This window comes from Cupriavidus sp. IK-TO18 (assembly GCF_015549295.1).
Lineage (GTDB): Bacteria > Pseudomonadota > Gammaproteobacteria > Burkholderiales > Burkholderiaceae > Cupriavidus > Cupriavidus oxalaticus_A.
This window is the reverse complement of sequence record NZ_JADGMP010000005.1, coordinates 230,320-253,942: the sequence shown is the minus strand read 5'-3', so window position 1 is coordinate 253,942 and position 23,623 is coordinate 230,320. Positions and strand designations below refer to the sequence as shown.

Genomic DNA, 23,623 nt, shown 5'->3' with positions numbered 1-23,623 from the left:
GTCATGCAACTACTGGAAGTTCCTGCCAAGGAAGGCTACGTCTGGTTCCGCCAGGGTATCTGGCTGTTCCGCAAGAATCCGCTGACTTTCCTGATGCTGCTGTTCGTCTACCTGATCGCCGCGCAGCTGGCCATCGTGGTGCCGCTGATCGGCATCATCGCGCTGCTGGTGGTCACGCCGGGCCTGTCGGTCGGCGTAATGACCGCGTGCCGCGACGTGATCCAGAACAAGCGCGTGCTGCCCACCGTGCTGCTGGCGGGCTTTCGCGCCAACGGCAAGGAAGCCACGCGCAACCTGCTGGTTCTGGGCGGCATCTACGCCGGGCTGGTGTTCATGCTGGGGCTGATCGCCGGCGCGGTGGTCGACATGAGCGCGCTGGTGCCGATCGTGCTGAAGGAAGAAGCGCCCTCGGCCGAAGCGGTGCGGCAGCTCTACTACGCAATGATGATCGGCGCGCTGCTGTACACGCCGATCGCGATGATGTTCTGGTTCGCGCCGCTGCTGGCGGCCTGGCACGGGGTACCACCGGTCAAGGCGCTGTTCTTCAGCTGGACCGCGTGCTGGCGCAATCGCGGGGCGTTCTTCACCTATATCGTGCTGTTCGCGATGCTGCTGGTGGCGATCCCGTTTATCCTGGAGGCGGTATTCAGCGCGTTCGGGGCGGAGACGGTGCTGTCGTTCCTGGTGACGCCGTATTCGCTGCTGATGCTGGCGATCTTGTATTGCTCGTTCTATGCGACGTACCGCGGTTGCTTCAACGTGACGCCGCCGGGCGTCGAGCCGACGGCGCCGGCGGTTTGAAACCCAAGCAAGAGCGAGCGGTTTTGGGTGCTCCCAAGCAGCCCGAGCAAGCCTGAGCAAGGTGTTCTCCCTCTCCCGCAAGCGTGAGAGGGGAGCAAACCACCGCAGCGCGGTCTACTCCCCAAACGTCTTCACCATCGCGTCCGCCGCCATGCGCAGGTCGGGCACGAATCCCATCAGCCGGTCCATCGTCATCCGCGCCAGCGGCGCCTGCACCGCGATCGCCGCGCAGGCGCGGCTGCGGTTGCGCATCACCGGCACCGCCACCGCAATCATCCCCTCTAGGTTTTCCTGGTTGTTGATGCCCAGGCGCCGCCGCCGCGTCTCGGCCAGCTCCGCGTGCAGTGCCGCGGCGTCGGTGATGGTACGCGCCGAATGCGCGCGCAGCGGCAGGTTGGCCACCAGGCGTTCGCGCTGCGCGCTCGGCAGAAAGGCCAGCAGCAGCTTCCCGCTGGCGGTGCAATGCAGCGGCACACGCGAGCCCGGCTGCAGGTGCATGCGCAGCGGCCATTGCGTTTCGACCCGGTCCAGATAAACCACGTCGTCGCCCGACAGCATGGTCAGGTTGCAGGTCTCGCCGACCTTGTCGACCAGTTGCTGCAGGATCGCGTGCCGCGCCGCGGCCGGCCCCGCCTGCATCAGCACATTGACCGCGAGCTGGCGCACGCGTGACGAACATTCATAGCCGGGGCTGCCCGCCGTGCGCGACACCAGCCAGGTGCTTTCCAGCTGCTTGAGGATGCGGTGCACGGTCTGCTTGGGCAGTCCGATTTCCTCAACGATGGCGCACAGCGGCATGGGCCCGTCGGCGGCGGACAGGATCTCCAGGATGCGGAAGGCGCGCACCGCGGCGGCGTTCGAGTGATTACTCATGGATGCAATTTAGCGGATTCCGGGACGCGTTGGCGTCCCGAAATCTGCACTACCGGATGCAACCCGCAGCCGTGCTCGCGAAAGCGCACAAATTGGGACGGCATGCCGGTTTGGGTTCACTAGATTCGACTCGGGGCCGCCGCGGCGGACCTACCTGACCCAACCCCGGAGCCGATCCATGAGTGTGCAGATACTGCAGCGCCAGCAGTCCCATTCCACCGATGTGCCCGTGCCGGAAGACCAGGTCGATGCGATCGTGGCGCGCGCCCGGCAGGCGCAGCGCGCGTTCGCGCGTGCCGGCCAGGCCATCGTCGACACCGCCGCGGCCGCCGCCGCGTGGGCCATCATGGAGCCCGCGCGCAACCGCCAACTGGCCGAGCGGGCCGTGGCCGACACCGGCCTTGGCAACGTCGACGACAAGATCCGCAAGAACCATCGCAAGACGCTGGGCCTGCTGCGCGACCTGCACGGACGCAAGACCGTCGGCGTGATCGCGCGTGACGCCGCCACCGGCATCACCGAGATCGCGCGGCCGGTCGGCGTGGTCGCCGCGATCACGCCGTCGACCAACCCCGGGGCAACGCCGGCCAACAAGATTATCAACGCGCTCAAGTGCGGCAACAGCGTGGTGGTCGCGCCCTCTCCCAAGGGACAGGGCACATGCGAGCTGCTGCTGTCGTTCATCCACGCCGAGTTCGCGCGCGCCGGCCTGCCCGCCGACCTGGTGCAGATGCTGCCCGCGCCGGTGTCGAAGGCCTCGACCGCCGAACTGATGCGCCAGGCCGACCTGGTGGTGGCCACCGGCTCGCAGGCGAACGTGCGCATGGCCTACACCTGCGGCACGCCGGCGTTCGGCGTCGGCGCGGGCAACGTGGCCGCCATCGTCGATGCCAGCGCGGCGTTGGGCGATGCGGCCGCAAAGATCGTCCGCTCCAAGACCTTCGACAACGCCACCAGCTGCTCGTCGGAGAACAGCCTGGTGATCCTCGACGCGGTCTACCAGCCCATGCTCGAAGCGCTTGCCGCCGTCGGCGGCGTGCTGCTCAGCGCCGAGGAAAAGGCGCGGCTGCAGGCGCTGATGTGGCGGCACGGCAAGCTCGCCGGCGACATGACCGGCCAGAGCGCGCCGCGCATTGCCGAGCTGGCGGGCCTGGCGCGCGTGCGTGCGCTGCAGCCGACCATGCTGCTGGTGCCTGAGACCGGCGTCGGCAGCGACTATCCCTTCTCCGGCGAAAAGCTCTCGCCGGTGCTCACGCTCTATCGCGCCGCCGATTACAACGCCGCCGTGGCGCGCGTGGCGAGCCTCTACGACTACATGGGCGCGGGCCACTCGGTCGGGCTGCATACGGCCGATCCGCGGCAGGCGCTGCAACTCGGGCAGGAACTGCCGGTGGCGCGCGTGATCGTGAACCAGGCGCACTGTTTCGCCACCGGCGGCAATTTCGACAACGGCCTGCCGTTCTCGCTGTCGATGGGCTGCGGCACCTGGGGCGGCAACAACTTTTCGGACAACCTCGGCTGGCGGCAATACCTCAACATCACCCGCATCGCCGAACCGATCGCCGAATGCGTGCCCGACGAGCGCGAGCTGCTGGGCGACTACTTCGCGAGGGTCGGCCAATGAACGCGCGCATCCGCCCCGAAGTGCTCGACACCGTGGCCACGCTGCTGGCCGCCCGTGCCGCGCAAGCTTCCGACAAGGCCTACCTGCTGTCTCCCGACAGCGGCCGCGCGCTCAGCTTCGGCGACCTGGCCGCCGACGCGGATGCGCTCGGCCGCCGCTACGCCGAGGCCGGCCTCGGCAGCGGCCAGACGGTGTCGGTGTACCTGCCCAACGGCGAGCAGACCGCGCGGCTGCTGCTCGGCACCATGGCCTGCGGGCTGGTGGCCAATCCGATCAACCTGCTGTGCCAGCCCGCGCAGCTGCGCTACATCCTCGGGCACGCGGACACGCGGCTGGTCTTCACTTCCTCCGAAGGCGAAGCCGCGATCCGCACGGCGCTGGCCGAAGCCGGCGTGGAAGTGCCAGTGGTGGTCACCGCGCCCGACGACACCGCCCTGCCCGCGCTGCCGGTAGTGCAGCCCGGTGCCGCTCCGCTTCCGCCACCGCAGCCGCATCACCCGGCGCTGCTGATGTACACGTCCGGCACCACGGGCACACCCAAGGGCGTGTTGCTGACCCACCGCAACCTCGCCGCCAACGGCGCCAGCGTCAGCCGCGAGCATGCGCTCGGCGCGGGCGATCGCGTGCTGGCCACGCTGCCGCTGTATCACATCAATGGGCTGGTGGTGACCGCGATCGCGCCGCTGGCACATGGCGGCTCAGTGGTGATGCCGATGCGCTTCTCGGCCAGTGCGTTCTGGCACGACATTGCCCGCCACGGCTGCACCTGGCTCAACGTGGTTCCGACCATCATCGCCTACCTGCTCAACGATCCCGATGGCCGTGCGCCGGCCGGCGTGCGCTTCTGCCGCTCCGCTTCCGCCGCGTTGCCGCCGGAGCACCACCGCGCGTTCGAGCAGCGCTTCGGCATCGGCGTGATCGAGACCATGGGCATGACCGAGACCGCGGCGCCGGCGTTCAGCAATCCGCTCGATCCGCAGCAGCGGCGCATCGGCAGCATCGGCCGGCCCTCCGGCACGCAGGCTCGCGTGCTGGGGCACGACGGGCGACCGCTGCCCGACGGCGAGATCGGCGAGATCGTGCTGCAAGGCGAGAGCGTGATGGCGGGCTACTACAAGGCGCCCGAGGTCACGCGCGAAGCCTTCACGCCCGACGGTTGGCTGCGCACCGGCGACCTCGGCTACCGCGATGCGGAGGGCTACTTCTACATCACCGGCCGCGCCAAGGAACTGATCATCAAGGGCGGCGAGAACATCGCCCCGCGCGAGATCGACGAAGCGCTGCTGCGCCATCCGGGCGTGCTGGAAGCGGCGGCGGTGGGCGTGCCCGACCCGGCCTACGGGCAGGAGATCGTCGCCTTCATCGTCAGGCGCGAAGCCGTGGCCTGCGACGACGCGGCGCTGCGCGCGCACTGCCTGCGCGAGCTGGGCCGCTACAAGACGCCCCGGGAATTCCGCTTCATCGCGGAATTGCCGCGCGGGCCCTCCGGCAAGGTGCAGCGGCTGAAGCTGCTGGACCCTGCATGAGCTGACACCCCATCCCTTCCCCCAACTTTCGCCAAGGAGCCCGCTCACCCCGCTACCACGACATCCGGAGACACGCACAGAGACACACAGCTGTTTGCTCAAGGACGGGGCAGCGCAGCCAGGACTTATCGCTGGCGCGCTCCGGCGAGCCGCAAGCGCATGGCAATGGACCACGCGCCGGCCGCCGCCCCGTCAACGCCACGCGCGCCCGCCGCGCATAGGAGGTGGTTATGCAGCAACGCATCAAGACCCGGCACATGATCCTCGGCGTCATGTGTTTGATGTACTTCATCGCCTATATCGACCGCGTCAACATCTCGGTTGCCGCCCCGCTGATCCGCGAGGAGATGGGGCTGACGTCCTCGCAGCTGGGGCTGGTGTTCTCGGCCTTTGCCTATCCCTATGCCGCCATGCAGATCCTGGGCGGCTGGATGTCCGACAAGTTCGGGCCCAAAAAGGTGCTGATCGTGCTGTCGCTGATCTGGGGCGTGGCCACGGTGCTGACCGGCTTTGCCGGCAGCGTGATGATGCTGGTGGCGCTGCGCTTCGTGCTGGGCATCGGCGAAGGCGGCGCGTTTCCGACCGCCACGCGCGCTTTCACCTACTGGATGCCGGTGGCCGAACGCGGCTTCGCGCAAGGCATTACGCACAGCTTCGCGCGGCTGGGCGGTGCGATCACGCCGCCGATCGTGCTGGCCATCGTCGCCGCGGCGGGATGGCGCGAGGCCTTCGTCGTGCTGGGTGCGGTGAGCCTGGGCTGGACCGTGCTGTACGCGCTGACGTTCAAGGACTCGCCCGACAAGCACAAGCGGGTCACGCCGGAAGAACTGCAGGAGATCGGCTACCGGCGCGGCGATTCGCAGCAGGCGGCCAAGGCACCCACGCCGTGGCGCCGGCTGTTCCGCCGCATGTGGCTGGTGACCTTCGTCGACTTCTGCTACGGCTGGTCGCTGTGGGTCTACCTGACCTGGCTGCCGTCGTACCTGAAGGAAGCGCGCGGCTTCGACCTGAAGCAGCTGGCGCTGTTCACCGCGCTGCCGCTGATGGCGGGGGTGGTCGGCGACACCCTCGGCGGCGTGCTGTCGGACCGCATCTACCGGCGCACCGGCAACCTGCGCCTGGCGCGCGGCGCGATCCTGTTCGTCGGGCTGGCCGGCTCGCTGATGTTCATCGCGCCGATGACCTTCACGGCCGATGCCGTCAACGCGGTGATCCTGCTGTCGCTGTCGTTCTTCTTCCTGGAGCTGACCAATGCCGTGCTGTGGAGCCTGCCGCTGGACATTGCCGGCAAGTACGCCGGCACCGCCGGCGGCATGATGAACACCGGCTTCGGGCTGGCCGGCATGGTGTCGCCGGTGGTGTTCGGCTACCTGATCGAGCGGACCGGCAGCTATGACCTGCCGTTCATGATCTCGGGGGCGTTGCTGGGCGTTGGCGCGGTGGCGTCGCTGTTCATCAATCCGTTGCTGACCGTGGACACTCCCGACCCGAAGGCCGGCGAAGTGCGGCACGCCCTGTCCTGAGCCCGGTGAGCGGCGGCGGGAAGGCCGGCGCCGCTCAGTCGATCGCGTCCAGCTTCGCCACCGACAGCGCCAGCCACTTGGCGCCGTGGCGCTTGAACTTGATATTGGCGCGGGCGTCGTTGCCTTCGCCCTCCAGCGCGGTGATCACGCCTTCGCCAAACTTGTTGTGGAACACCGACTGGCCCACGCGCAAGCCGGTGCCCGCCTCGCGCTTGGCGTCGGCATAGCCGTTGCCCTTGTCCATGCCGCCGGTCGGGCGCGTGCCGGTGTAGGGAACATCCTCCGGCTTGCGGAACCAGTCGCGGCCCCAGGCATTGTCGCGTTCCTGGCGGCGTACGCCGCCGTAGCCCTGCACCGCGGGCGTCAGCCACTTGAGCGCTTCCTCGGGCAGTTCCTCGAAGAAGCGCGAGCGCACGTGGTACTTGGTCTGGCCATGCAGCACGCGGCTCTGCGCGAACGACAGGAACAGGCGCTCGCGCGCGCGCGTGATCGCCACGTACATCAGGCGGCGTTCTTCTTCCAGCCCGTCGGGGTCCATCATGCTGTTCTCGTGCGGGAACAGCCCTTCTTCCAGCCCGGTGATGAAGACCACATCGAACTCCAGCCCCTTGGCCGCGTGCACCGTCATCATCTGCACCGCGTCCTGGCCGGCCTGGGCCTGGTTGTCGCCGGCCTCCAGCGAGGCATGCGTCAGGAACGCGACCAGCGGTGTCATCACCACCGGCAGCGCCTCGGGGTCGAGCACCTGCTGGGACTGGTCGCCGTCGGCCAGCACCGGCATGGCGGGCGCACGATCCGCGGGAATCACCGCAGCGAGCGCATCCAGCCCGTAGCCCTCTTCCACCACGAAGGCCTGCGCGGCAGTCACCAGTTCCTGCAAGTTCTCGATGCGGTCCTGGCCTTCCTTCTCGCCCTGGTAGTGGGTAATCAGGCCGCTGGTGTTGATCATGTACTCGACGGTCTCGGCCAGCGTCATGCGGCGGGTGTCGTCGCGCATTTTGTCGATCAGGCGCGTGAACGCGGCAAGCTTGCTGCCGGCCGCGCCGGGCACGTAGGCCACGGCCTCGGACAGCGCGCAATCGTACTGCCGCGCCATGTCCTGCAGCACCTCGAGCGAACGCGCGCCGATGCCGCGCGCCGGGAAGTTGACCACGCGGCCGAAGGCGGCATCGTTGCGCGGATTTTCCAGCAGCTGCATATACGCCAGCGCGTGCTTGATTTCGGCGCGCTCGAAGAAGCGCAGGCCGCCATAGACGCGGTACGGGATGCCGGCGGAGAACAGCGCGTGTTCGATCACGCGCGACTGGGCGTTGCTGCGGTACAGGATGGCAATCTCGGCGCGGCTGGCGCCCTGCGCGATCTGGTCGCGGATTTCCTCGATGATCCAGCCCGCTTCCTGGCCGTCGGTGCCGGCCTGGTACACGCGCACCGGCTCGCCATGGCCGGCGTCGGTGCGCAGGTTCTTGCCCAGGCGGCGCGCGTTGTGCGAGATCAGGTGGTTGGCAGAATCCAGGATATGCCCGTGCGAGCGGTAGTTCTGCTCCAGCTTGATCAGCCGGCGCACGCGGAACTCATGCTCGAAGTCGCGCATATTGCCGACGTTGGCACCGCGGAAGGCGTAGATGCTCTGGTCGTCGTCGCCCACGGCAAAGACCGCGGCCGGGTTCTGCGTGCCGTGGCCGGCCAGCAGCTTGAGCCACTGGTACTGCAGCACGTTGGTGTCCTGGAACTCGTCGATCAGCACATGGCGGAAGCGGTGCTGGTAGTGCTGGCGGATCGCGTCGTTATAGCGCAGCAGTTCGTAGCAGCGCAGCAGCAGCTCGGCAAAGTCGACCACGCCCTCGCGCTGGCACTGCATGTCGTAGGCGGCGTAGAGGTCGACGAAGCGCTTGTTGAAGTCGTCGTTGGCCTCGACGTCGGCCGGGCGCAGGCCCTGCTCCTTGGCGTTGTTGATGAAGTACTGCAGGTTCTTGGCCGGGTACTTCTCGTCGTCGACGTTGAGCGACTTAAGCAGCCGCTTGAGCGCCGAAAGCTGGTCCTGGCTGTCCAGGATGGCAAAGGTCTGCGGCAAGCCGGCGTCGCGGAAATGCGCGCGCAGCATGCGGTTGCACAGGCCGTGGAAGGTGCCGATCCACATGCCGCGGGTGTTGATCGGCAGCATCGACTGCAGCCGCGTCTGCATTTCCTTCGAGGCCTTGTTGGTGAAGGTCACCGCCAGGATGCCCGCCGGCGAGACCCGGCCGTTCTGCAGCAGCCAGGCGATGCGCGTGGTCAGCACGCGGGTCTTGCCGCTGCCCGCGCCCGCCAGGATCAGCGCCGGCTCGTCAGGCAGTGTGACGGCGGCAAGTTGTTCGGCATTGAGGTTGGCGAGCAGGTCGGACATCGGAGGGGCCTTGTGGAATGGCGCCAATTATACCGGTCGGCCCTGTCCGATCCGTCACATCCGAGCGGCGAAAACTGCCCTGCATGCAGGCGCGCACCTGCCTTAGCCAGCCTTTCCCGCCCGGGGCCGCTGTCCGCAAAATAGGCAGCGACCGGCCCGCCCCCGTATAATTTGGGGTTTCACTGGCGCAAGGCCGCCAGGCGCAGGCCGCCGCACCCCGCTACAGCCCTGCGACGCATCCAGACGCCAACCTCGACATCCCAGCATGACCGCCCAAGACCAATCGCTTGCCAAGAGCTTCGAACCCGCCGCCATCGAGGCGAAATGGGCCCCCGAGTGGGAGAGCCGCGGCATCGCCAAGCCGACCTTCGACCCTGCCCGCCCGGACTTCGCGATCCAACTGCCGCCGCCGAATGTGACCGGCACGCTGCACATGGGCCATGCCTTCAACCAGACCATCATGGACGGCCTGGCGCGCCACGCGCGCATGCTGGGCGCCAACACGCTGTGGGTGCCGGGCACCGACCACGCCGGCATTGCCACCCAGATCGTGGTGGAACGCCAGCTCGAGGGCGAGGGCGTGTCGCGCCATGACCTCGGCCGCGAGAAGTTCACCGAGAAGGTGTGGGCCTGGAAGGAAGAGTCGGGCTCGACCATCACCCGCCAGGTGCGCCGCATGGGTGCGTCGATCGACTGGAGCCGCGAGTACTTCACCATGTCGCCGGAGATGTCGAAGGCGGTGACCGAAGCGTTCGTGCGCCTGTACGAGCAGGGCCTGATCTACCGCGGCAAGCGCCTGGTCAACTGGGATCCGGTGCTGGGCACCGCCGTGTCGGACCTGGAAGTCGACAGCGTCGAGGAAGAAGGCTCGCTGTGGCATATCCGCTATCCGCTGGTCGAGGCTGACGCCAAGCGCGGCCTGACCCACCTGACCGTGGCCACCACGCGTCCGGAAACCATGCTGGGCGACGTGGCCGTGATGGTCCACCCGGAAGACGAGCGCTACGCGCACCTGATCGGCAAATCGGTGCACCTGCCGCTGACCGGCCGCCAGATTCCGGTGATCGCCGACGAATACGTCGACCGCGAGTTCGGCACCGGCGTGGTCAAGGTGACCCCGGGCCACGACTTCAATGACTATGCCGTCGGCCAGCGCCACAACCTGCCGCAGCTGTCGATCCTGACGCTGGAAGCAAAGGTCGTTGCCGACGCGCCGGCCGCCTACGCCGGCCTGGACCGCTTCGACGCGCGCAAGGCTATCGTCGAGGACCTCGACAAGCGAGGCCTGCTGGAAGAGGTCAAGAAGCACAAGCTGATGACCCCGCGCAGCGAGCGCACCGGCAGCGCGATCGAGCCGATGCTGACCGACCAGTGGTTCGTCGCCATGAGCAAGCCGGCGCCGGAAGGCACCTTCAACCCGGGCCGCTCGATCGCCGAGGTGGCGCTCGAAGCCGTACAGAGCGGCGAGATCAAGCTGGTGCCGGAAAACTGGATCAGCACCTACAACCAGTGGCTGGGCAACATCCAGGACTGGTGCATTTCGCGCCAGCTGTGGTGGGGCCACCAGATCCCGGCGTGGTACGACGATGCCGGCAACTGCTTCGTCGGCCGCACCGAAGAGGAAGCGCTCGCCAAGGCCCGCGCCGCCGGCAGCACCGGCGCGCTGCGCCGCGAGGAAGACGTGCTCGACACCTGGTTCTCGTCGGCGCTGGTGCCCTTCTCCTCGCTGGGCTGGCCGGCGGAAACCCCGGAGATGAAGCACTTCCTGCCGTCGTCGGTGCTGGTCACCGGCTACGACATCATCTTCTTCTGGGTGGCGCGCATGGTCATGATGACCAAGCACTTCGTCGGCAAGGTGCCCTTCCATACCGTCTACGTGCACGGCCTGGTGCGCGATTCGGAAGGCAAGAAGATGAGCAAGTCCGAGGGCAACACGCTCGACCCGGTGGACCTGATCGACGGCATCGACCTCGACACGCTGCTGAAGAAGCGCACCACCGGCCTGCGCCGCCCCAAGGACGCGCCCAAGATCGAGAAGAAGACGAAGAAGGAATTCCCCGAGGGCATTCCCGCCTTCGGCGCCGATGCGCTGCGCTTTACCTTCGCCTCGCTGGCGACGCTGGGCCGCAACATCAATTTCGACACCGGCCGCTGCGAGGGCTACCGCAACTTCTGCAACAAGCTGTGGAACGCGACCCGCTTCGTGCTGATGAACACCGAAGGCCATGACTGCGGCATGGGCCCGTGCAACAATGACTGCGGCCCGGACGGCTACCTGCACTTCTCGCAGGCCGACCGCTGGATCGTGTCGCTGCTGCAGCGCGTGGAAGCCGAGGTCGAGAAGGGCTTTGCCGAGTACCGCTTCGACAATATCGCCAACGCGATCTACAAGTTCGTCTGGGACGAGTACTGCGACTGGTACCTGGAATTGGCCAAGGTGCAGATCCAGACCGGCACCGAAGCCCAGCAGCGCGCCACCCGCCGCACGCTGCTGCGCGTGCTCGAGACCGTGCTGCGCCTGGCGCACCCCATCATTCCCTTCATCACCGAAGAGCTGTGGCAGAAGGTGGCCCCGCTTGCCGGCCGCGCCAAGGGCGACGGCAGCGAGACCATCTCGCTGCAGTCCTACCCGCTGCCGGCTGTCGCCAAGATCGACGAGGACGCCGAGCAATGGGTGGCGCGCCTGAAGGAAGTGGTCGATGCCTGCCGCAACCTGCGTGGCGAAATGAGCATCTCGCCGGCGCAGCGCATCCCGCTCTATGCCGAAGGCGACAGCGAATTCCTGAAGGCGGCCAGCGCACATATTCAGGCGCTGGCGAAACTTTCCGAGGTGCGCGTCTTCGAAGACGAGAGCACCCTGCAGGCCGAAGGCGCAGGTGCGCCGGTAGCCATTGCCGGCGGCAACCACCTGCTGCTGAAGATCGAAATCGACGTCGCCGCCGAGCGCGCGCGCCTGTCGAAAGAGGTCGAACGCATCGCTGCAGAGATCGGCAAGTGCCGCGGCAAGCTCTCCAATGAAAGCTTTGTCGCCAAGGCGCCGCCCGCCGTGGTGGCGCAAGAGACGCAACGACTCGCTGATTTCGAGCAAACGCTGGCCAAGCTGCAGGGTCAGCTGCAACGGCTGCCGGCCTGACCGGCAGCCGATGACGCCCCTGCCAGTCTGGTTTCCGTCCAGCGGCGTCGGACGGAACCGGACAGACGGCGCCGGTAATGGCTGGCAGGGTTATGAACCAGCATCTGAGAGGTACACCTGATATGGAAAATCGCGTCACCAAGGCCGTCTTCCCGGTCGCAGGCCTGGGCACCCGCTTCCTGCCAGCCACCAAGGCCAGCCCGAAGGAAATGCTTCCGGTAGTGGACAAGCCGCTGATCCAGTACGCCGTGGAAGAAGCCATGGCCGCCGGCATTACCGAGATGATTTTCGTCACCGGCCGCTCCAAGCGCGCCATCGAGGACCATTTCGACAAGGCCTTCGAGCTGGAAGTCGAGCTGGAAGCCAAGAACAAGCAGGCGCTGCTGGACGTGGTGCGCTCGATCAAGCCCGCCAACGTGGAGTGCTACTACGTGCGCCAGCCCGAGGCGCTGGGCCTGGGCCACGCGGTGCTGTGCGCCGCCAAGCTGGTCGGCGACACCCCGTTCGCGATCATGCTGGCCGACGACCTGATCGACGGCAACCCGCCGGTGATGAAGCAGATGGTGGATACCTTCAACCACTACAACTGCTCGGTGCTGGGCGTCGAGGAAATCTCGCCGGAGCAGAGCCGCTCCTACGGCGTGATCGATGGCCGCGAGTGGGATGAAGGCGTGATCAAGGTATCGGGCATCGTGGAAAAGCCTGCCCCGGAAGACGCCCCGTCGAACCTGGGCGTGGTCGGCCGCTACATCCTGACGCCGCGCATCTTCGACCACCTGCGCGAGCTGAAGCCTGGCGCCGGCGGCGAGTTCCAGCTGACCGACGCGATCCAGTCGCTGCTGGGCCAGGAGCAGGTGCTGGCCTACCGATACCAGGGGCGCCGCTATGACTGCGGCAGCAAGCTGGGCTACCTGAAGGCGACGGTCGAGTTTGCGCTGAAGCACCCGGAAGTCGGCGCCGAATTCAGCGCCTATCTGGAATCGCGCGAGCACCTGACGCGGCCGAACAGCTGAACGTTCGCCTCGTTCACCAAATGAAAAAGCCGCTTGAAGCGGCTTTTTCTTTGTCTCTCTTCGAGATCGATCAGCGGCGGCGCATGTAGAACACGAACACCTTGTCGACTTCCGAATGCGACAGCAGCTCGTTGCCGGTCTGCTTGGCGAAGGCCTGGAAATCGCGCGTCGCGCCGGGATCGGTCGCCAGCACTTTCAGCACTTCGCCGCTGGCCATGTCGGCCAGCGCCTTCTTGGTGCGCAGGATCGGCAGCGGGCAGTTCAGGCCGCGCGCATCCACTTCTTTCTGGAACTCCATTCGTCTCTTCCTTCGGGTTCTGAGGCTATTCGGGGGACTCTCACCAGCGATATTGTAGCGAAGCCCCGACCTGGCTGAAGTCATGCGGGCGGCGCGGGTCCGGAATATCCGCGCCGGTCTGCCGGTCGAAGAAGCGCACCGGGTAACCGCGCGCGGCCAGCCAGTCGGCCACGGCGAAGCCGGTACCTGCCGACCACACGCGCACGTCCTCGGGCGCCACCAGCTTGTATTCGGCCAGTTCCTCGGACAGCTGGACGGTGCCGGTCGCCTTGACGTGGTAGGCGATGATCAGCTCGTTCTTGCGCATGAACTCGTAGACGCCGATCAGCGAGACCGACTCGGTATCGAGGTTGGTCTCTTCCTTCAGCTCGCGCGCCACGCCCAGCTCGGGCGGCTCGTCGCGCTCCAGGAACCCCGTCACCAGCGCAAACATCTTCTCCGGCCAGGCGGCGTTGCGCGCCAGCAGCAGCTTGTCCTGGTACTCCACCACCGCCGCCAGCACCGGCAGCGGGTTGTTCCAGTGCACGAAGCCGCATTCATGCTGCACGCAGGCATGGCGTTCGCGCCCGGACAGCGGCAGCACCTCGAGCGGCGCGCCGCACTGCGGGCAGAATCGGTATTGCATTGGGGGGCTCCTGTAGGTGTCTCGTTATCAGAATGATCGCGCCGCCTCGTTCAAGCACCTGCTCAGGCACCCCTTGAGGCGCCACATGCCGCGCGCATGTCGGCGGCGAGCGCCTCCACCGTCTGCGGCTGCAGGTCCCACGAACACATGAAGCGGCAGCCGCCGGCGCCGATGAAGGTATAGAAGCGCCAGCCCCTGGCGCGCAGCGCCTCGATCGCCGGCAGCGGCAGCTCGGCGAAGACGGCGTTGGACTGCGTCGGGAACATGATGCGCACGCCGGGGATGTCGGCAATGCGCTGCTGCAGCAGTTGCGCCATGGCGTTGGCATGGCGCGCGTTGGCCAGCCACACATCGTTCTCGAGCAGCCCCAGCCATGGCGCCGAGATAAACCGCATCTTCGACGCCAGCTGCCCGGCCTGCTTGACGCGATAGGCAAAATCCTCGGCCAGGCGGCGGTCGAAGAATACCACCGCCTCGCCCACCGGCAAGCCGTTCTTGGTGCCGCCGAAGCACAGCACGTCGACGCCGGCGCGCCAGGTGATCTCGGACGGATGCACGCCCAGCGACGCCACCGCATTGGCAAAGCGCGCGCCGTCCATATGCACGCGCAGCTGCCGGCGCTTGGCGATGGCCGCGATCGCGCGCACCTCTTCCACGCTGTACACCGTGCCGACCTCGGTCGACTGCGTCAGCGACACCACCTTGGGCTTGGGGTAGTGGATGTCCGAGCGGCGCGTGACCAGCGCCTCGATCGCATCGGGCGTGAGCTTGCCGTCCTCGCCCGGCGCGGTCAGCAGCTTGGAGCCGTTGGAGAAAAACTCCGGGCCGCCGCACTCATCGGTCTCGATATGCGCCAGTTCGTGGCAGATCACCGAGTGGTACGACTGGCACAGCGCCGACAGCGCCAGCGAGTTGGCCGCCGTGCCGTTGAACACGAAGAACACTTCGCAATCGGTCTGGAACAGGTCGCGGATGCGGTCGCAGACCTTCTGCGTCCAGGTGTCGTCGCCATAGGCCTGCTCGTGGCCGCTGGCATTGGCTTCCAGGAAATACTTGAGCGATTCCGGGCAGAAGCCGGCGTAGTTGTCGGAGGCGAAGTGCTGCATGGTGTCCAGGCCGTTCAGTGCCTTACTTCTTGTCGGCCCACAGCTCGCCGCCGGTGGCCCAGTTCTCGCGCTTGACGTCGGTGATGATGATGTCGACGGCCGAGGCCGAGCAGCCCAGCGTCTCGCAGGTGACGCGCGTCACTTCCTCGACGAACTTGCGCTTCTGATCGATGGTACGGCCTTCAAACATTTCGACGTGGAAAGTCGGCATGCAATGCTCCTTGTGATGATTGGTGTTCTAGGTAGTCGCCACGGGACGTGGCAATCAGTCCCGGTAGGAAGGATCGATTCTATCGAGTTTGCGCAGCAGCGCGGGCCACTCCATCACGCCCTCGATGGCGCCGTTGTCGAACAGTTGCCCGGAGGTCTTGTGGGCGACGCCGTGATCCGGCTGCACCAGCGCGCCGCCCGCCTGCGCAGCGATCTGGATCTCGCAGGCCTTGATCAGCGTCGCCATCAGCACATAGGCCTCGGCCACGGTGCGGCCCACGGTCAGCGTGCCGTGGTTGCGCAGCAGCATGGCGGGGTGCTCGCCCAACGAAGCGGTCAGCCGCCCGCCTTCGGCCGGGCTGAAGGCCAGCCCTTCGTAGTCGTGATAAGCGATGCGGCCGTAAAAGCGCATCGCGTGCTGCGACAGCGGCAGCAGGCCGGCTGCCTGCGCCGACACCGCGATGCCGGCGGTGTTATGCAGGTGCATCACGCACATCGCGTCGGGCCGGGCCGCGTGCACGGCGGCGTGCAGCGCGAAGCCGGTGACGTTGACCGGGTGGACAGTCTCGCCGACGACCTCGCCGCGGCCATTGATCTTGACCAGGTCGCTGGCGCGGATCTCGTCGAAGGCAAAGCCGAACGGGTTGATCAGGAAATGGTCCGGCTCGCCGGGCACGGTGGCCGAGATATGGGTGTAGATCAGGTCATCCCAGCCCTCGCGCGCGGCCAGCCGGTAGGCGGCGGCAAGGTCGAGGCGCACGCGCTGCTCTTCGGCGGAGACAGGCTGCGGGGAGGCGCCCGCGGCACGCGCGGGCTGCAAGGCAAAAGACATGGGGCTCGCTCCTGCGCCGCCCGGTCTCGCGTGCCGGGGTCGGCCCCGGCCTTGTGCTGCGGCGCAGGCGCGGCAGCCGCGATGCGTGGCGCGTCAGGCGGCAAAGGCGATACTGTAGCGCACCTTCACGATCCGCTCCGTGCGGGCGCCAGCGGCCAGGCGCGGCGCATCCAGGCGAACACCAGCGCACCCACCAGCAGCGACGCCGCCGCGCAGGCCAGCGAGCTGGCGAAGCCGCCAGTGCGCGCCACCAGCGCGGTTGCCAGTGGCGGTCCGGCGATCTGGCCGAGGCCGTACGACGCGGTCATCAACCCCATCAGCCGCGGCGCGTGCGGGCCCCACAGGCGCCGGGCCTCGCGCATGGCGAAGGCGACCAGCGCGGTGAACGGCAGGCCGGCCAGCAGGCTGCTCAGCGCAAACCCCGCCACCGTCGGCCACAGCACCGCAATCGCGACGCCCAGCGCCTGCATGCCGTAGGAAATCGTCAGCAGCTTGCGGCTGTCGTGCGCCATGCTCACCCGCGTCGCCAGCACGGCGCCGACCGCTACGCCGGCGCCGAAGATCGGCCAGAACAGGTCGGCCCAGACCGTGCCCGGCAGCGCCTCGCGCGCGATCACAGGCAGGAAGGTGGCGGTGATGATGTAGCCGAAGCCGGCCAGGCCGTAGGCCAGCGTCAGGGTCCAGGTCTGGGCGTCGAGCCGCGCGGCGGCGCCGGCCGGCTGCGCGGCGCCAGTGGCGCGCGCCTGGCCGGCGTCCGCGGCGATCGGCGGCGCCACGAAAATGCGCCACACCAGAGCCACAAGCACCGCGGCCAAGACGGTGAAGGCCAGCCAGCCATGGTCGGCATGCCAGCCCGCGCCGACCATGCCGGAGGCGCCCAGGCCCGTGGCGACGATGCCAAGCCCCGGCCCACAGAAGATCAGCCCGCCCAGTTGCGGCTTGCCCAGTTCGGCCAGCCGCTGCAGGCACCAGCCGGCGGTATAGACCAGCACCACCGCGCTGGCCACGCCGGCGGCGAAGCGCCACAGCGACCACGCCGGCATGCCCCCCGGCAGCGCCATGCCCAGCGTCAGCAGCACCGTCGCCACCAGGCCCCAGCGCACCATGCGCAGGGCGTCGGGGCGGATAAACATGCACAGCGCGGCACCGAGGAAATAACCGATGTAGTTGACCGTCGCCAGCCAGCCGCCCTGATGCAGGTCGACGATGCGGTCGTGCAGCATCATCGGCAGCAAGGGCGTAAAGGCGAAACGGCCGATTCCCATCACCACCGCCAGCGACACCAGGCCGGCCATCGCCACCGCCACCGGACCGGCGTGACGCAACGGCGCGGCCGGTATCGAAGTGGTGGGGCTGGCGGCGGCGACCTGGTCGGGATCGAGGCTGTGGAGCTTGGACATGGCTCTGGCTGTGGGCGCAGCGGTTGCATTGCAGTCCCTGTATGCTACGCTGTGAATGCCATCCCGAAAAATGAATTATCCAGATGTAATGCATCATTAGTCGAGATGGATTTCGGATTCCCGTTCCGGAGACCATGGCCATGGACCTTGCCGAGCTTGAAATCTTCCGTGCCGTCGTCGAAGCCGGCGGCATCACCCGTGCGGCCGAGCGGCTGCACCGGGTGCAATCCAACGTGACCACTCGCATCCGCCAGCTGGAGCAGTCGCTCGGGGTCGAGCTGTTCGTGCGCGATGGCCGGCGCATGGTGCTGACGCCGGCGGGACAGACCCTGTTCGACTACGCCTGCCGCATCCTGCAGCTGACCGAGGAAGCGCGCCAGGCGGTGCTGCCGGCACGTCCCAGCGGCCGCCTGCGCATCGCCTCGATGGAAAGCACCGCGGCCAGCCGCTTGCCCAATGTGCTGGCGGCGTACCACCAGGCGTGGCCCGAGGTCCAGCTGGAACTGGTGACGCTGGCGACGCGGCAGGCGCTTGATGCGCTGGCGCGCTTCGAGGTCGATTGCGCCTTTGTCGCCGAGCCGCTTTCCGAGCCGGGGCTGGCGGCCGTTCCCGCCTTCGAGGAGGAGCTGGTGGTAATCGCGCGTGCCGGGCATCGCCCGATCCGCTCCTCCGCCGACCTGGAAGTGCCGACGCTGCTGGCGTTCGAGTCCGGGTGCAACTACCGCGCGCGCGTCGAGGCCTGGTATGCCGGCGGCGACTCGGCCCCGCCGCCACGCGTACTGGAGCTGGGCTCCTACCATGCCATCGTCGCCTGCGCGGCGGCCGGCATCGGCGCCGCGATCGTGCCGCGATCGGTGCTGGCCCTGTACCGGGACCTGCCCGCCATCAGCCAGCACGGCCTGGGGCCTGCGGGCCGCGTGCGCACCATGCTGGCCTGGCATCCGGCCATGGCGGGCGCCGCGCTGCATGCGCTGGTCGATATGCTGCGCAAGCACGCACCCGGACCGCAAGGCGAGGCCGAGCTCGTCGCAGCCTGAGCGCCCTCGCGGCGACCGGCTGTCGGCACATTGCCGCCATGCAAGATGTGCCCGGTGGCCTACACTGAAAGTGGCGCCACCCCGGCACCCTGCGTGCCCCGCCCTTGCGATGAAACCTGCCACCGCGTTTATGCGGGCGATTCGGCTGCTGGCCGGCCTGGTGCTGGCATGCAGCGCTGCACTGGCCGTCAGCTTCGCCAACCTGCATGCGCGCGCCGCACCCGCCTCCGCGCCTGCCGCCACGGCCACCCCGCCGGTCTACGTGATCCCGCTCAAAGGCGCGGTCAGCCCGGCGAGCGCCAGCTTTATCCTGCGCGGCATTGCGCGCGCCCGCGAAGGCGGTGCGCAGCTGGTGGTGCTGGAAATGGACACGCCGGGCGGGCTCGATGCCTCGATGCGCGAGATCATCCAGGCAATCCTGGCGTCACCGGTGCCGGTGGCCAGCTATGTCTATCCGGGCGGCGCACGCGCGGCCAGCGCGGGCACCTACATCCTCTACGCCAGCCATGTCGCGGCCATGGCGCCGGGCACCAACCTGGGCGCGGCCAGCCCGGTGCAGATCGGCATCGGCGGGCCGCAGAAGCCGGACGCCCTGCCGGGCTCAACGCCGGCCTCGGCGCCGTCAAGCGAACCTGCCGCGGCAGACACCATGGCGCGCAAGCAGATGCACGATGCCTCGGCCTATATCCGCGGCCTGGCCCAGCTGCGCGGGCGCAATGTCGAATGGGCCGAGCGCGCCGTGCGCGAAGCCGTCAGCCTGTCGGCCGACGAAGCCCTGGCGCAGAAGGTGATCGACGTGGTCGCGCCCGACCTGCCCGCACTGCTGCGCCAGGTCGAAGGCCGCAAGCTGGTCACCGCGGGCGGCAAAACCAGCGAACTGCGCACGCGCGATGCCCCGGTGGTGACGCTGGAACCTGACTGGCGCAACCGCTTCCTGGCCGTCATCACCGAGCCCAGCGTGGCGCTGATGCTGATGATGATCGGCATCTACGCGCTGATTTTCGAGTTCTCCACGCCAGGCATGGTGGTGCCCGGCATCGTTGGCGCGATCTGCCTGCTGCTGGCGCTGTTCGCGCTGCATATGCTGCCGGTCAACTATGCCGGGCTGGCGCTGGTGGTGCTCGGCATCGGCTGCATGGTCGCCGAGCTGTTCCTGCCGACCTTCGGCGCGCTGGGCGTGGGCGGCATCATTGCCTTTGCCTTCGGCGCGGTGATGCTGATCGACACCGACGTGCCGGGTTTCGGCGTGCCGCTGCCGATGGTGGCGGCGCTGTCGGCGATGTCGGCGTTCTTTGTATTCGGCATGTCGGCGCTGCTGCTGCGCTCGCGCAGGCGGCCGGTGGTCAGCGGCGCCGACACGCTGGTCGGCAGCCGCGGCGAACTGCTCGACGACGTGCCTGACGCACCCGGCCAGGAAGGCTGGGCCTCGGTGCGCGGCGAACGCTGGCGCGTGCGCAGCGCGAGTCCGCTGGCGCGCGGCACGCCGGTGGTGGTGACCGCGCGGCACGGGCTGGTGCTCGAAGTGGTCGCCGCGCCCTCTGCTGCTCAACCGACTCCAAAAAAGGGAGCGTGAACATGGCATTCGGATTCAGCTTCGGCGGATTGATCTTCCTGGTGGCGCTGCTCATCATCACGTCGTTCCGCGTGCTGCGCGAGTACGAGCGCGGCGTGGTCTTCATGCTTGGGCGCTTCTGGAAGGTGAAGGGTCCGGGCCTGGTGCTGATCATTCCCGCCGTGCAGCAGATGGTGCGGGTGGACCTGCGCACGGTGGTGATGGACGTGCCGCCGCAGGACGTGATCTCGCACGACAACGTGTCGGTCAAGGTGAACGCGGTTGTGTATTTCCGCGTGGTCGATCCTGAGCTGGCGATTATCCAGGTAGCGAACTTCCTCGAGGCCACCAGCCAGCTCGCGCAGACCACGCTGCGAGCGGTGCTCGGCAAGCATGAACTGGACGAGATGCTGGCCGAACGGGAAAAGCTCAACCTCGATATCCAGAAGGTGCTGGACGCGCAGACCGATGCGTGGGGGATCAAGGTCTCGAACGTCGAGATCAAGCACGTCGACCTGAACGAGTCGATGGTGCGCGCGATTGCGCGGCAGGCCGAGGCCGAGCGCGAGCGGCGCGCCAAGGTGATCCACGCCGAGGGCGAGCTGCAGGCATCCGAGAAGCTGCTGGAAGCGGCGCAGATGCTGGCGCGGCAGCCGCAGGCGATGCAGCTGCGCTATATGCAGACGCTGACGCAGATCGCCGGGGACAAGAGTTCGACGATCGTGTTTCCGTTGCCGATGGATTTATTGACGACGCTGCGGAGTGCCATGGGCAACACCGAGAAGTAGGAAAGCAGAAGGGGCGCCACTGGCGCCCCTTCTTCATCTGCTTGCGAATCGGCTTGCGGAATGGTCAGGCCATCAGACCTTGGCCGCCACCCACTCGCTGACACCCGCCAGCGCCTGCGGCAGCTTGGCCGGCTCGGTGCCACCAGCCTGCGCCATGTCCGGACGGCCGCCGCCCTTGCCACCCACCTGCTGGGCGACAAAGTTGACCAGCTCGCCGGCCTTGACCTTGCCGGTGGCATCGGCGGTGACGCCGGCGATCAGGCTGACCTTGCCGTCGGCCACGGCCGCCAGCACGATCGCCGCGCTCTGCAGCTTGTCCTTGAGCTTGTCCATGGTCTCGCGCAGCGTCTTCACGTCGGCGCCGTCGAGCTGGGCAGCCAGCACCTTCAGGCCCTTCACGTCGATGGCCTGCGCCGCCAGCTCGTCGCCCTGCGAAGCCGCCAGCTTGCTCTTCAGGCGCTCCAGCTCCTTCTCCAGCGCGCGCACCTGGTCCTGCACCTGGCCAATGCGCGGCACGAGTTCCGACGGCTGCGCCTTCAGCACGGCAGCGGCTTCGTTGAGCCTGGCATCCAGGTTCTGCAGGTAGTGCAGCGCGTTGTCGCCGGTGATCGCTTCCACGCGGCGGATGCCGGCAGCGACGCCGCCTTCCACCACGATCTTGAACAGGCCGATATCGCCGGTGCGATGCACGTGGGTGCCGCCGCACAGTTCCTTCGAGGTGCCGATCGACAGCACGCGCACGTCGTCGGCGTACTTCTCGCCGAACAGCGCCATCGCGCCGCTCTTGACGGCATCGTCGAACGGCATGATCTCGGCGTGCGTATCGTCGTTGCGCAGGATCTCGGCGTTGACGATCTCTTCCACCTTGCGGATCTGCTCTTCGGTCAGCGCGGCGTTGTGCGAGAAGTCGAAGCGGGTCTTGTCCGCATCCACCAGCGAGCCCTTCTGCTGCACGTGCGTGCCCAGCACTTCGCGCAGGGCCTTGTGCATCAGGTGGGTGGCCGAGTGGTTGCGCACGGTGCGCGCGCGGCGCAGCGCGTCGACCTGCGCCGAGACGGCGTCGCCCACCTTCAGCGCGCCGCCTGCCAGCGTGCCCTGGTGGCCGAACACGTCGGCCTGGACCTTGGTGGTGTCGGCGACAGCAAATACAGCGTTGCCAGCCTTCAGCACGCCCTGGTCGCCGGCCTGGCCGCCGGACTCGGCGTAGAACGGGGTGTTATCGAGCACCACCACGCCGGTCTGGCCCGGCTGCATGGTGTCGACCGAGGCGCCATCCACATACAGCGCGGTGACCAACGCCCGCGGCAGTTCCAGCTTTTCGTAGCCATGGAACACGGTCTTGTCGCCCGTGTACTCCAGGCCGGCAGCCATCTTGAACTTGCCGGCGGCGCGCGCCTGCTCGCGCTGGCGGCTCATCGCGGCATCGAACGCGGCCTCGTCCACGGCGATTTCCTGCTCGCGGCACACGTCCTGCGTCAGGTCCAGCGGAAAGCCGAAGGTGTCGTGCAGCTTGAAGGCCAGTTCGCCGTCCAGCGTCTTGCCGCCCTTGAGCTTCAGCTCGGCCAGCGCGGCGTCCAGGATCGACATGCCGTTCTCGATGGTCTCGAAGAAGCGCTCTTCCTCGGCCTTCAGCACTTCGGTCACGCGCGACTGGGCTTCGGCCAGTTCCGGATAGGCCTCGCCCATCTGCGCGACCAGGTCCGGCACCAGCTTGTGGAAGAACGGGGTCTTCTGGCCCAGCTTGTAGCCGTGGCGGATGGCGCGGCGCACGATGCGGCGCAGCACGTAGCCGCGGCCTTCGTTGCCCGGGATCACGCCGTCGACGATCAGGAACGAGCACGCGCGGATATGGTCGGCGATGACCTTCAGCGAGTTCTGGTTCAGGTTGTCGATATGGGTCTCGCGCGCGGCGGCCTTGATCAGTGCCTGGAACAGGTCGATCTCATAGTTGCTGTGCACGTGCTGCAGCACCGCGGCGATGCGCTCCAGGCCCATGCCGGTATCCACGCACGGCTTGGGCAGCGGCGTCATGTTGCCCTGCTCGTCGCGGTTGAACTGCATGAACACCAGGTTCCAGATCTCGATGTAGCGGTCGCCGTCTTCCTCCGGCGATCCCGGCGGGCCGCCCCACACCTCCGGGCCGTGGTCGTAGAAGATTTCCGAGCACGGGCCGCACGGGCCGGTGTCGGCCATCTGCCAGAAGTTGTCCGAGGCGTAGCGCGCGCCCTTGTTGTCGCCGATGCGCACGATGCGCTCGGTCGGCACGCCCACTTCCTTGGCCCAGATGTCGTATGCCTCGTCGTCTTCCGCGTAGACTGTCACCCACAGCTTTTCGGCCGGCAGCTGGTAGGTCCTGGTCAGCAGTTCCCACGCGTACAGGATGGCATCGCGCTTGAAGTAGTCGCCAAACGAGAAGTTGCCCAGCATCTCGAAGAACGTATGGTGGCGGGCGGTGTAGCCCACGTTCTCCAGGTCGTTGTGCTTGCCGCCGGCGCGCACCGAACGCTGCGACGAGGTCGCGCGGGTGTACGGCCGCTTGTCGGTGCCCAGGAACACGTCCTTGAACTGCACCATGCCGGAGTTGGTGAACAGCAGCGTCGGGTCGTTCGCCGGCACCAGGCTGGACGAGCGGACCACGGTATGGCCCTTCGATTCGAAGAACTGCAGGAACTTGCTGCGAATGTCTGAGACTTTCATGGGATGGCGGACGCTGCTGCGGCTGGGCCGGGCGCGACGAGTCAGTTTTGGATTTGCAAACCGTTGATTATACGGGCAAGCCAGCCCCAAAAGGGCATGGCGGGGGCATGGCGGGGGCATGGCAGGCAGACCAGGCACCGCGCCCCGGGACCGGCCGGCTATCGCCCAAATCAAATACCACGGAGAGCCGATTGCATCACTT

The 23,623-nt window shown here is 67.5% G+C and carries 18 protein-coding genes; 9 read left to right on the top strand and 9 right to left on the bottom strand.

Annotated elements, in window-relative coordinates:
* The first annotated feature begins 3 nt into the window (after positions 1 to 3).
* Positions 4 to 801 carry a BPSS1780 family membrane protein gene (locus IPF36_RS03605; protein WP_133097418.1) on the top strand — a complete coding sequence of 266 codons (798 nt, stop codon included), beginning with the start codon at positions 4 to 6 and terminating at the stop codon, positions 799 to 801.
* A gap of 114 nt (positions 802 to 915) precedes the next feature.
* Here IPF36_RS03605 and IPF36_RS03600 read toward each other — a convergent pair whose 3' ends face one another.
* The gene (locus tag IPF36_RS03600; protein ID WP_195427337.1) at positions 916 to 1,674 is read right to left on the bottom strand and encodes an IclR family transcriptional regulator; all 759 of its coding nucleotides are present in this window, start codon (positions 1,672 to 1,674) and stop codon (positions 916 to 918) included.
* A 178-nt stretch (positions 1,675 to 1,852) separates the two neighbouring features.
* Here IPF36_RS03600 and IPF36_RS03595 point away from each other — a divergent pair, with 178 nt between their 5' ends.
* The 3 genes from IPF36_RS03595 (at position 1,853) to IPF36_RS03585 (ending at position 6,347) form a co-directional block, all read left to right on the top strand.
* Positions 1,853 to 3,298: an aldehyde dehydrogenase family protein gene (locus tag IPF36_RS03595; RefSeq protein ID WP_195427336.1), complete on the top strand. Its 1,446-nt coding sequence runs from the start codon at positions 1,853 to 1,855 to the stop codon at positions 3,296 to 3,298.
* The gene (locus tag IPF36_RS03590) at positions 3,295 to 4,824 is read left to right on the top strand and encodes an acyl--CoA ligase (RefSeq protein ID WP_135705647.1); all 1,530 of its coding nucleotides are present in this window, start codon (positions 3,295 to 3,297) and stop codon (positions 4,822 to 4,824) included. The genes IPF36_RS03595 and IPF36_RS03590 overlap by 4 nt, the downstream gene beginning before the upstream one ends.
* 230 nt (positions 4,825 to 5,054) lie before the next feature.
* On the top strand, positions 5,055 to 6,347 hold the full coding sequence (locus IPF36_RS03585) for an MFS transporter (protein WP_135705649.1): 1,293 nt from the start codon (positions 5,055 to 5,057) through the stop codon (positions 6,345 to 6,347).
* Positions 6,348 to 6,381: 34 nt separating this feature from the next.
* Here the strand turns inward: IPF36_RS03585 and IPF36_RS03580 are convergent, their stop codons facing one another.
* The gene (locus IPF36_RS03580) at positions 6,382 to 8,730 is read right to left on the bottom strand and encodes a UvrD-helicase domain-containing protein (RefSeq protein ID WP_195427335.1); all 2,349 of its coding nucleotides are present in this window, start codon (positions 8,728 to 8,730) and stop codon (positions 6,382 to 6,384) included.
* Between the two features lie 265 nt (positions 8,731 to 8,995).
* On the opposite strand from IPF36_RS03580, the gene IPF36_RS03575 reads away from it, so the two are divergent.
* Positions 8,996 to 11,863: a valine--tRNA ligase gene (locus tag IPF36_RS03575; RefSeq protein ID WP_133097412.1), complete on the top strand. Its 2,868-nt coding sequence runs from the start codon at positions 8,996 to 8,998 to the stop codon at positions 11,861 to 11,863.
* 122 nt (positions 11,864 to 11,985) lie between these two features.
* Positions 11,986 to 12,876 (top strand): UTP--glucose-1-phosphate uridylyltransferase GalU, encoded by an 891-nt coding sequence (gene galU, locus IPF36_RS03570; RefSeq protein ID WP_133097411.1) that lies wholly within the window; start codon positions 11,986 to 11,988, stop codon positions 12,874 to 12,876.
* A 70-nt stretch (positions 12,877 to 12,946) separates the two neighbouring features.
* Here the strand turns inward: galU and IPF36_RS03565 are convergent, their stop codons facing one another.
* The 6 genes from IPF36_RS03565 to IPF36_RS03540 form a co-directional block, all read right to left on the bottom strand.
* Positions 12,947 to 13,174 carry a sulfurtransferase TusA family protein gene (locus tag IPF36_RS03565; RefSeq protein ID WP_029045528.1) on the bottom strand — a complete coding sequence of 76 codons (228 nt, stop codon included), beginning with the start codon at positions 13,172 to 13,174 and terminating at the stop codon, positions 12,947 to 12,949.
* Positions 13,175 to 13,214: 40 nt separating this feature from the next.
* Positions 13,215 to 13,799, bottom strand: coding sequence for an NUDIX domain-containing protein (locus IPF36_RS03560; RefSeq protein WP_133097410.1), 585 nt, complete (start codon positions 13,797 to 13,799; stop codon positions 13,215 to 13,217).
* A gap of 62 nt (positions 13,800 to 13,861) precedes the next feature.
* A complete protein-coding gene (locus tag IPF36_RS03555) occupies positions 13,862 to 14,905 on the bottom strand; it encodes a low specificity L-threonine aldolase (protein ID WP_135705651.1) in 1,044 nt (347 codons plus the stop codon).
* Positions 14,906 to 14,927: 22 nt separating this feature from the next.
* The gene (locus tag IPF36_RS03550; protein ID WP_029045525.1) at positions 14,928 to 15,116 is read right to left on the bottom strand and encodes a 4-oxalocrotonate tautomerase; all 189 of its coding nucleotides are present in this window, start codon (positions 15,114 to 15,116) and stop codon (positions 14,928 to 14,930) included.
* Positions 15,117 to 15,170: 54 nt separating this feature from the next.
* Positions 15,171 to 15,947, bottom strand: a complete 777-nt coding sequence (locus tag IPF36_RS03545) for a class II aldolase/adducin family protein (protein WP_135705652.1) — start codon at positions 15,945 to 15,947, stop codon at positions 15,171 to 15,173.
* Between the two features lie 125 nt (positions 15,948 to 16,072).
* Positions 16,073 to 17,347 carry a YbfB/YjiJ family MFS transporter gene (locus IPF36_RS03540; protein ID WP_135705653.1) on the bottom strand — a complete coding sequence of 425 codons (1,275 nt, stop codon included), beginning with the start codon at positions 17,345 to 17,347 and terminating at the stop codon, positions 16,073 to 16,075.
* 140 nt (positions 17,348 to 17,487) lie between these two features.
* Between IPF36_RS03540 and IPF36_RS03535 the strand changes: the two genes are divergently transcribed.
* The 3 genes from IPF36_RS03535 to IPF36_RS03525 all read left to right on the top strand — a co-directional run bounded on the left by IPF36_RS03535 (position 17,488) and on the right by IPF36_RS03525 (position 20,724).
* Positions 17,488 to 18,384, top strand: a complete 897-nt coding sequence (locus tag IPF36_RS03535) for a LysR substrate-binding domain-containing protein (protein WP_135705654.1) — start codon at positions 17,488 to 17,490, stop codon at positions 18,382 to 18,384.
* Positions 18,385 to 18,493: 109 nt separating this feature from the next.
* Complete coding sequence (locus IPF36_RS03530) at positions 18,494 to 19,957, top strand: nodulation protein NfeD (RefSeq protein WP_135705655.1); 1,464 nt, start codon at positions 18,494 to 18,496, stop codon at positions 19,955 to 19,957.
* Positions 19,958 to 19,959: 2 nt separating this feature from the next.
* Positions 19,960 to 20,724 (top strand): slipin family protein, encoded by a 765-nt coding sequence (locus IPF36_RS03525; RefSeq protein ID WP_133097405.1) that lies wholly within the window; start codon positions 19,960 to 19,962, stop codon positions 20,722 to 20,724.
* Between the two features lie 72 nt (positions 20,725 to 20,796).
* On the opposite strand, the gene alaS is transcribed toward IPF36_RS03525, so the two are convergent.
* On the bottom strand, positions 20,797 to 23,421 hold the full coding sequence (gene alaS / locus IPF36_RS03520) for an alanine--tRNA ligase (RefSeq protein WP_135705657.1): 2,625 nt from the start codon (positions 23,419 to 23,421) through the stop codon (positions 20,797 to 20,799).
* Positions 23,422 to 23,623: the final 202 nt, after the last annotated feature.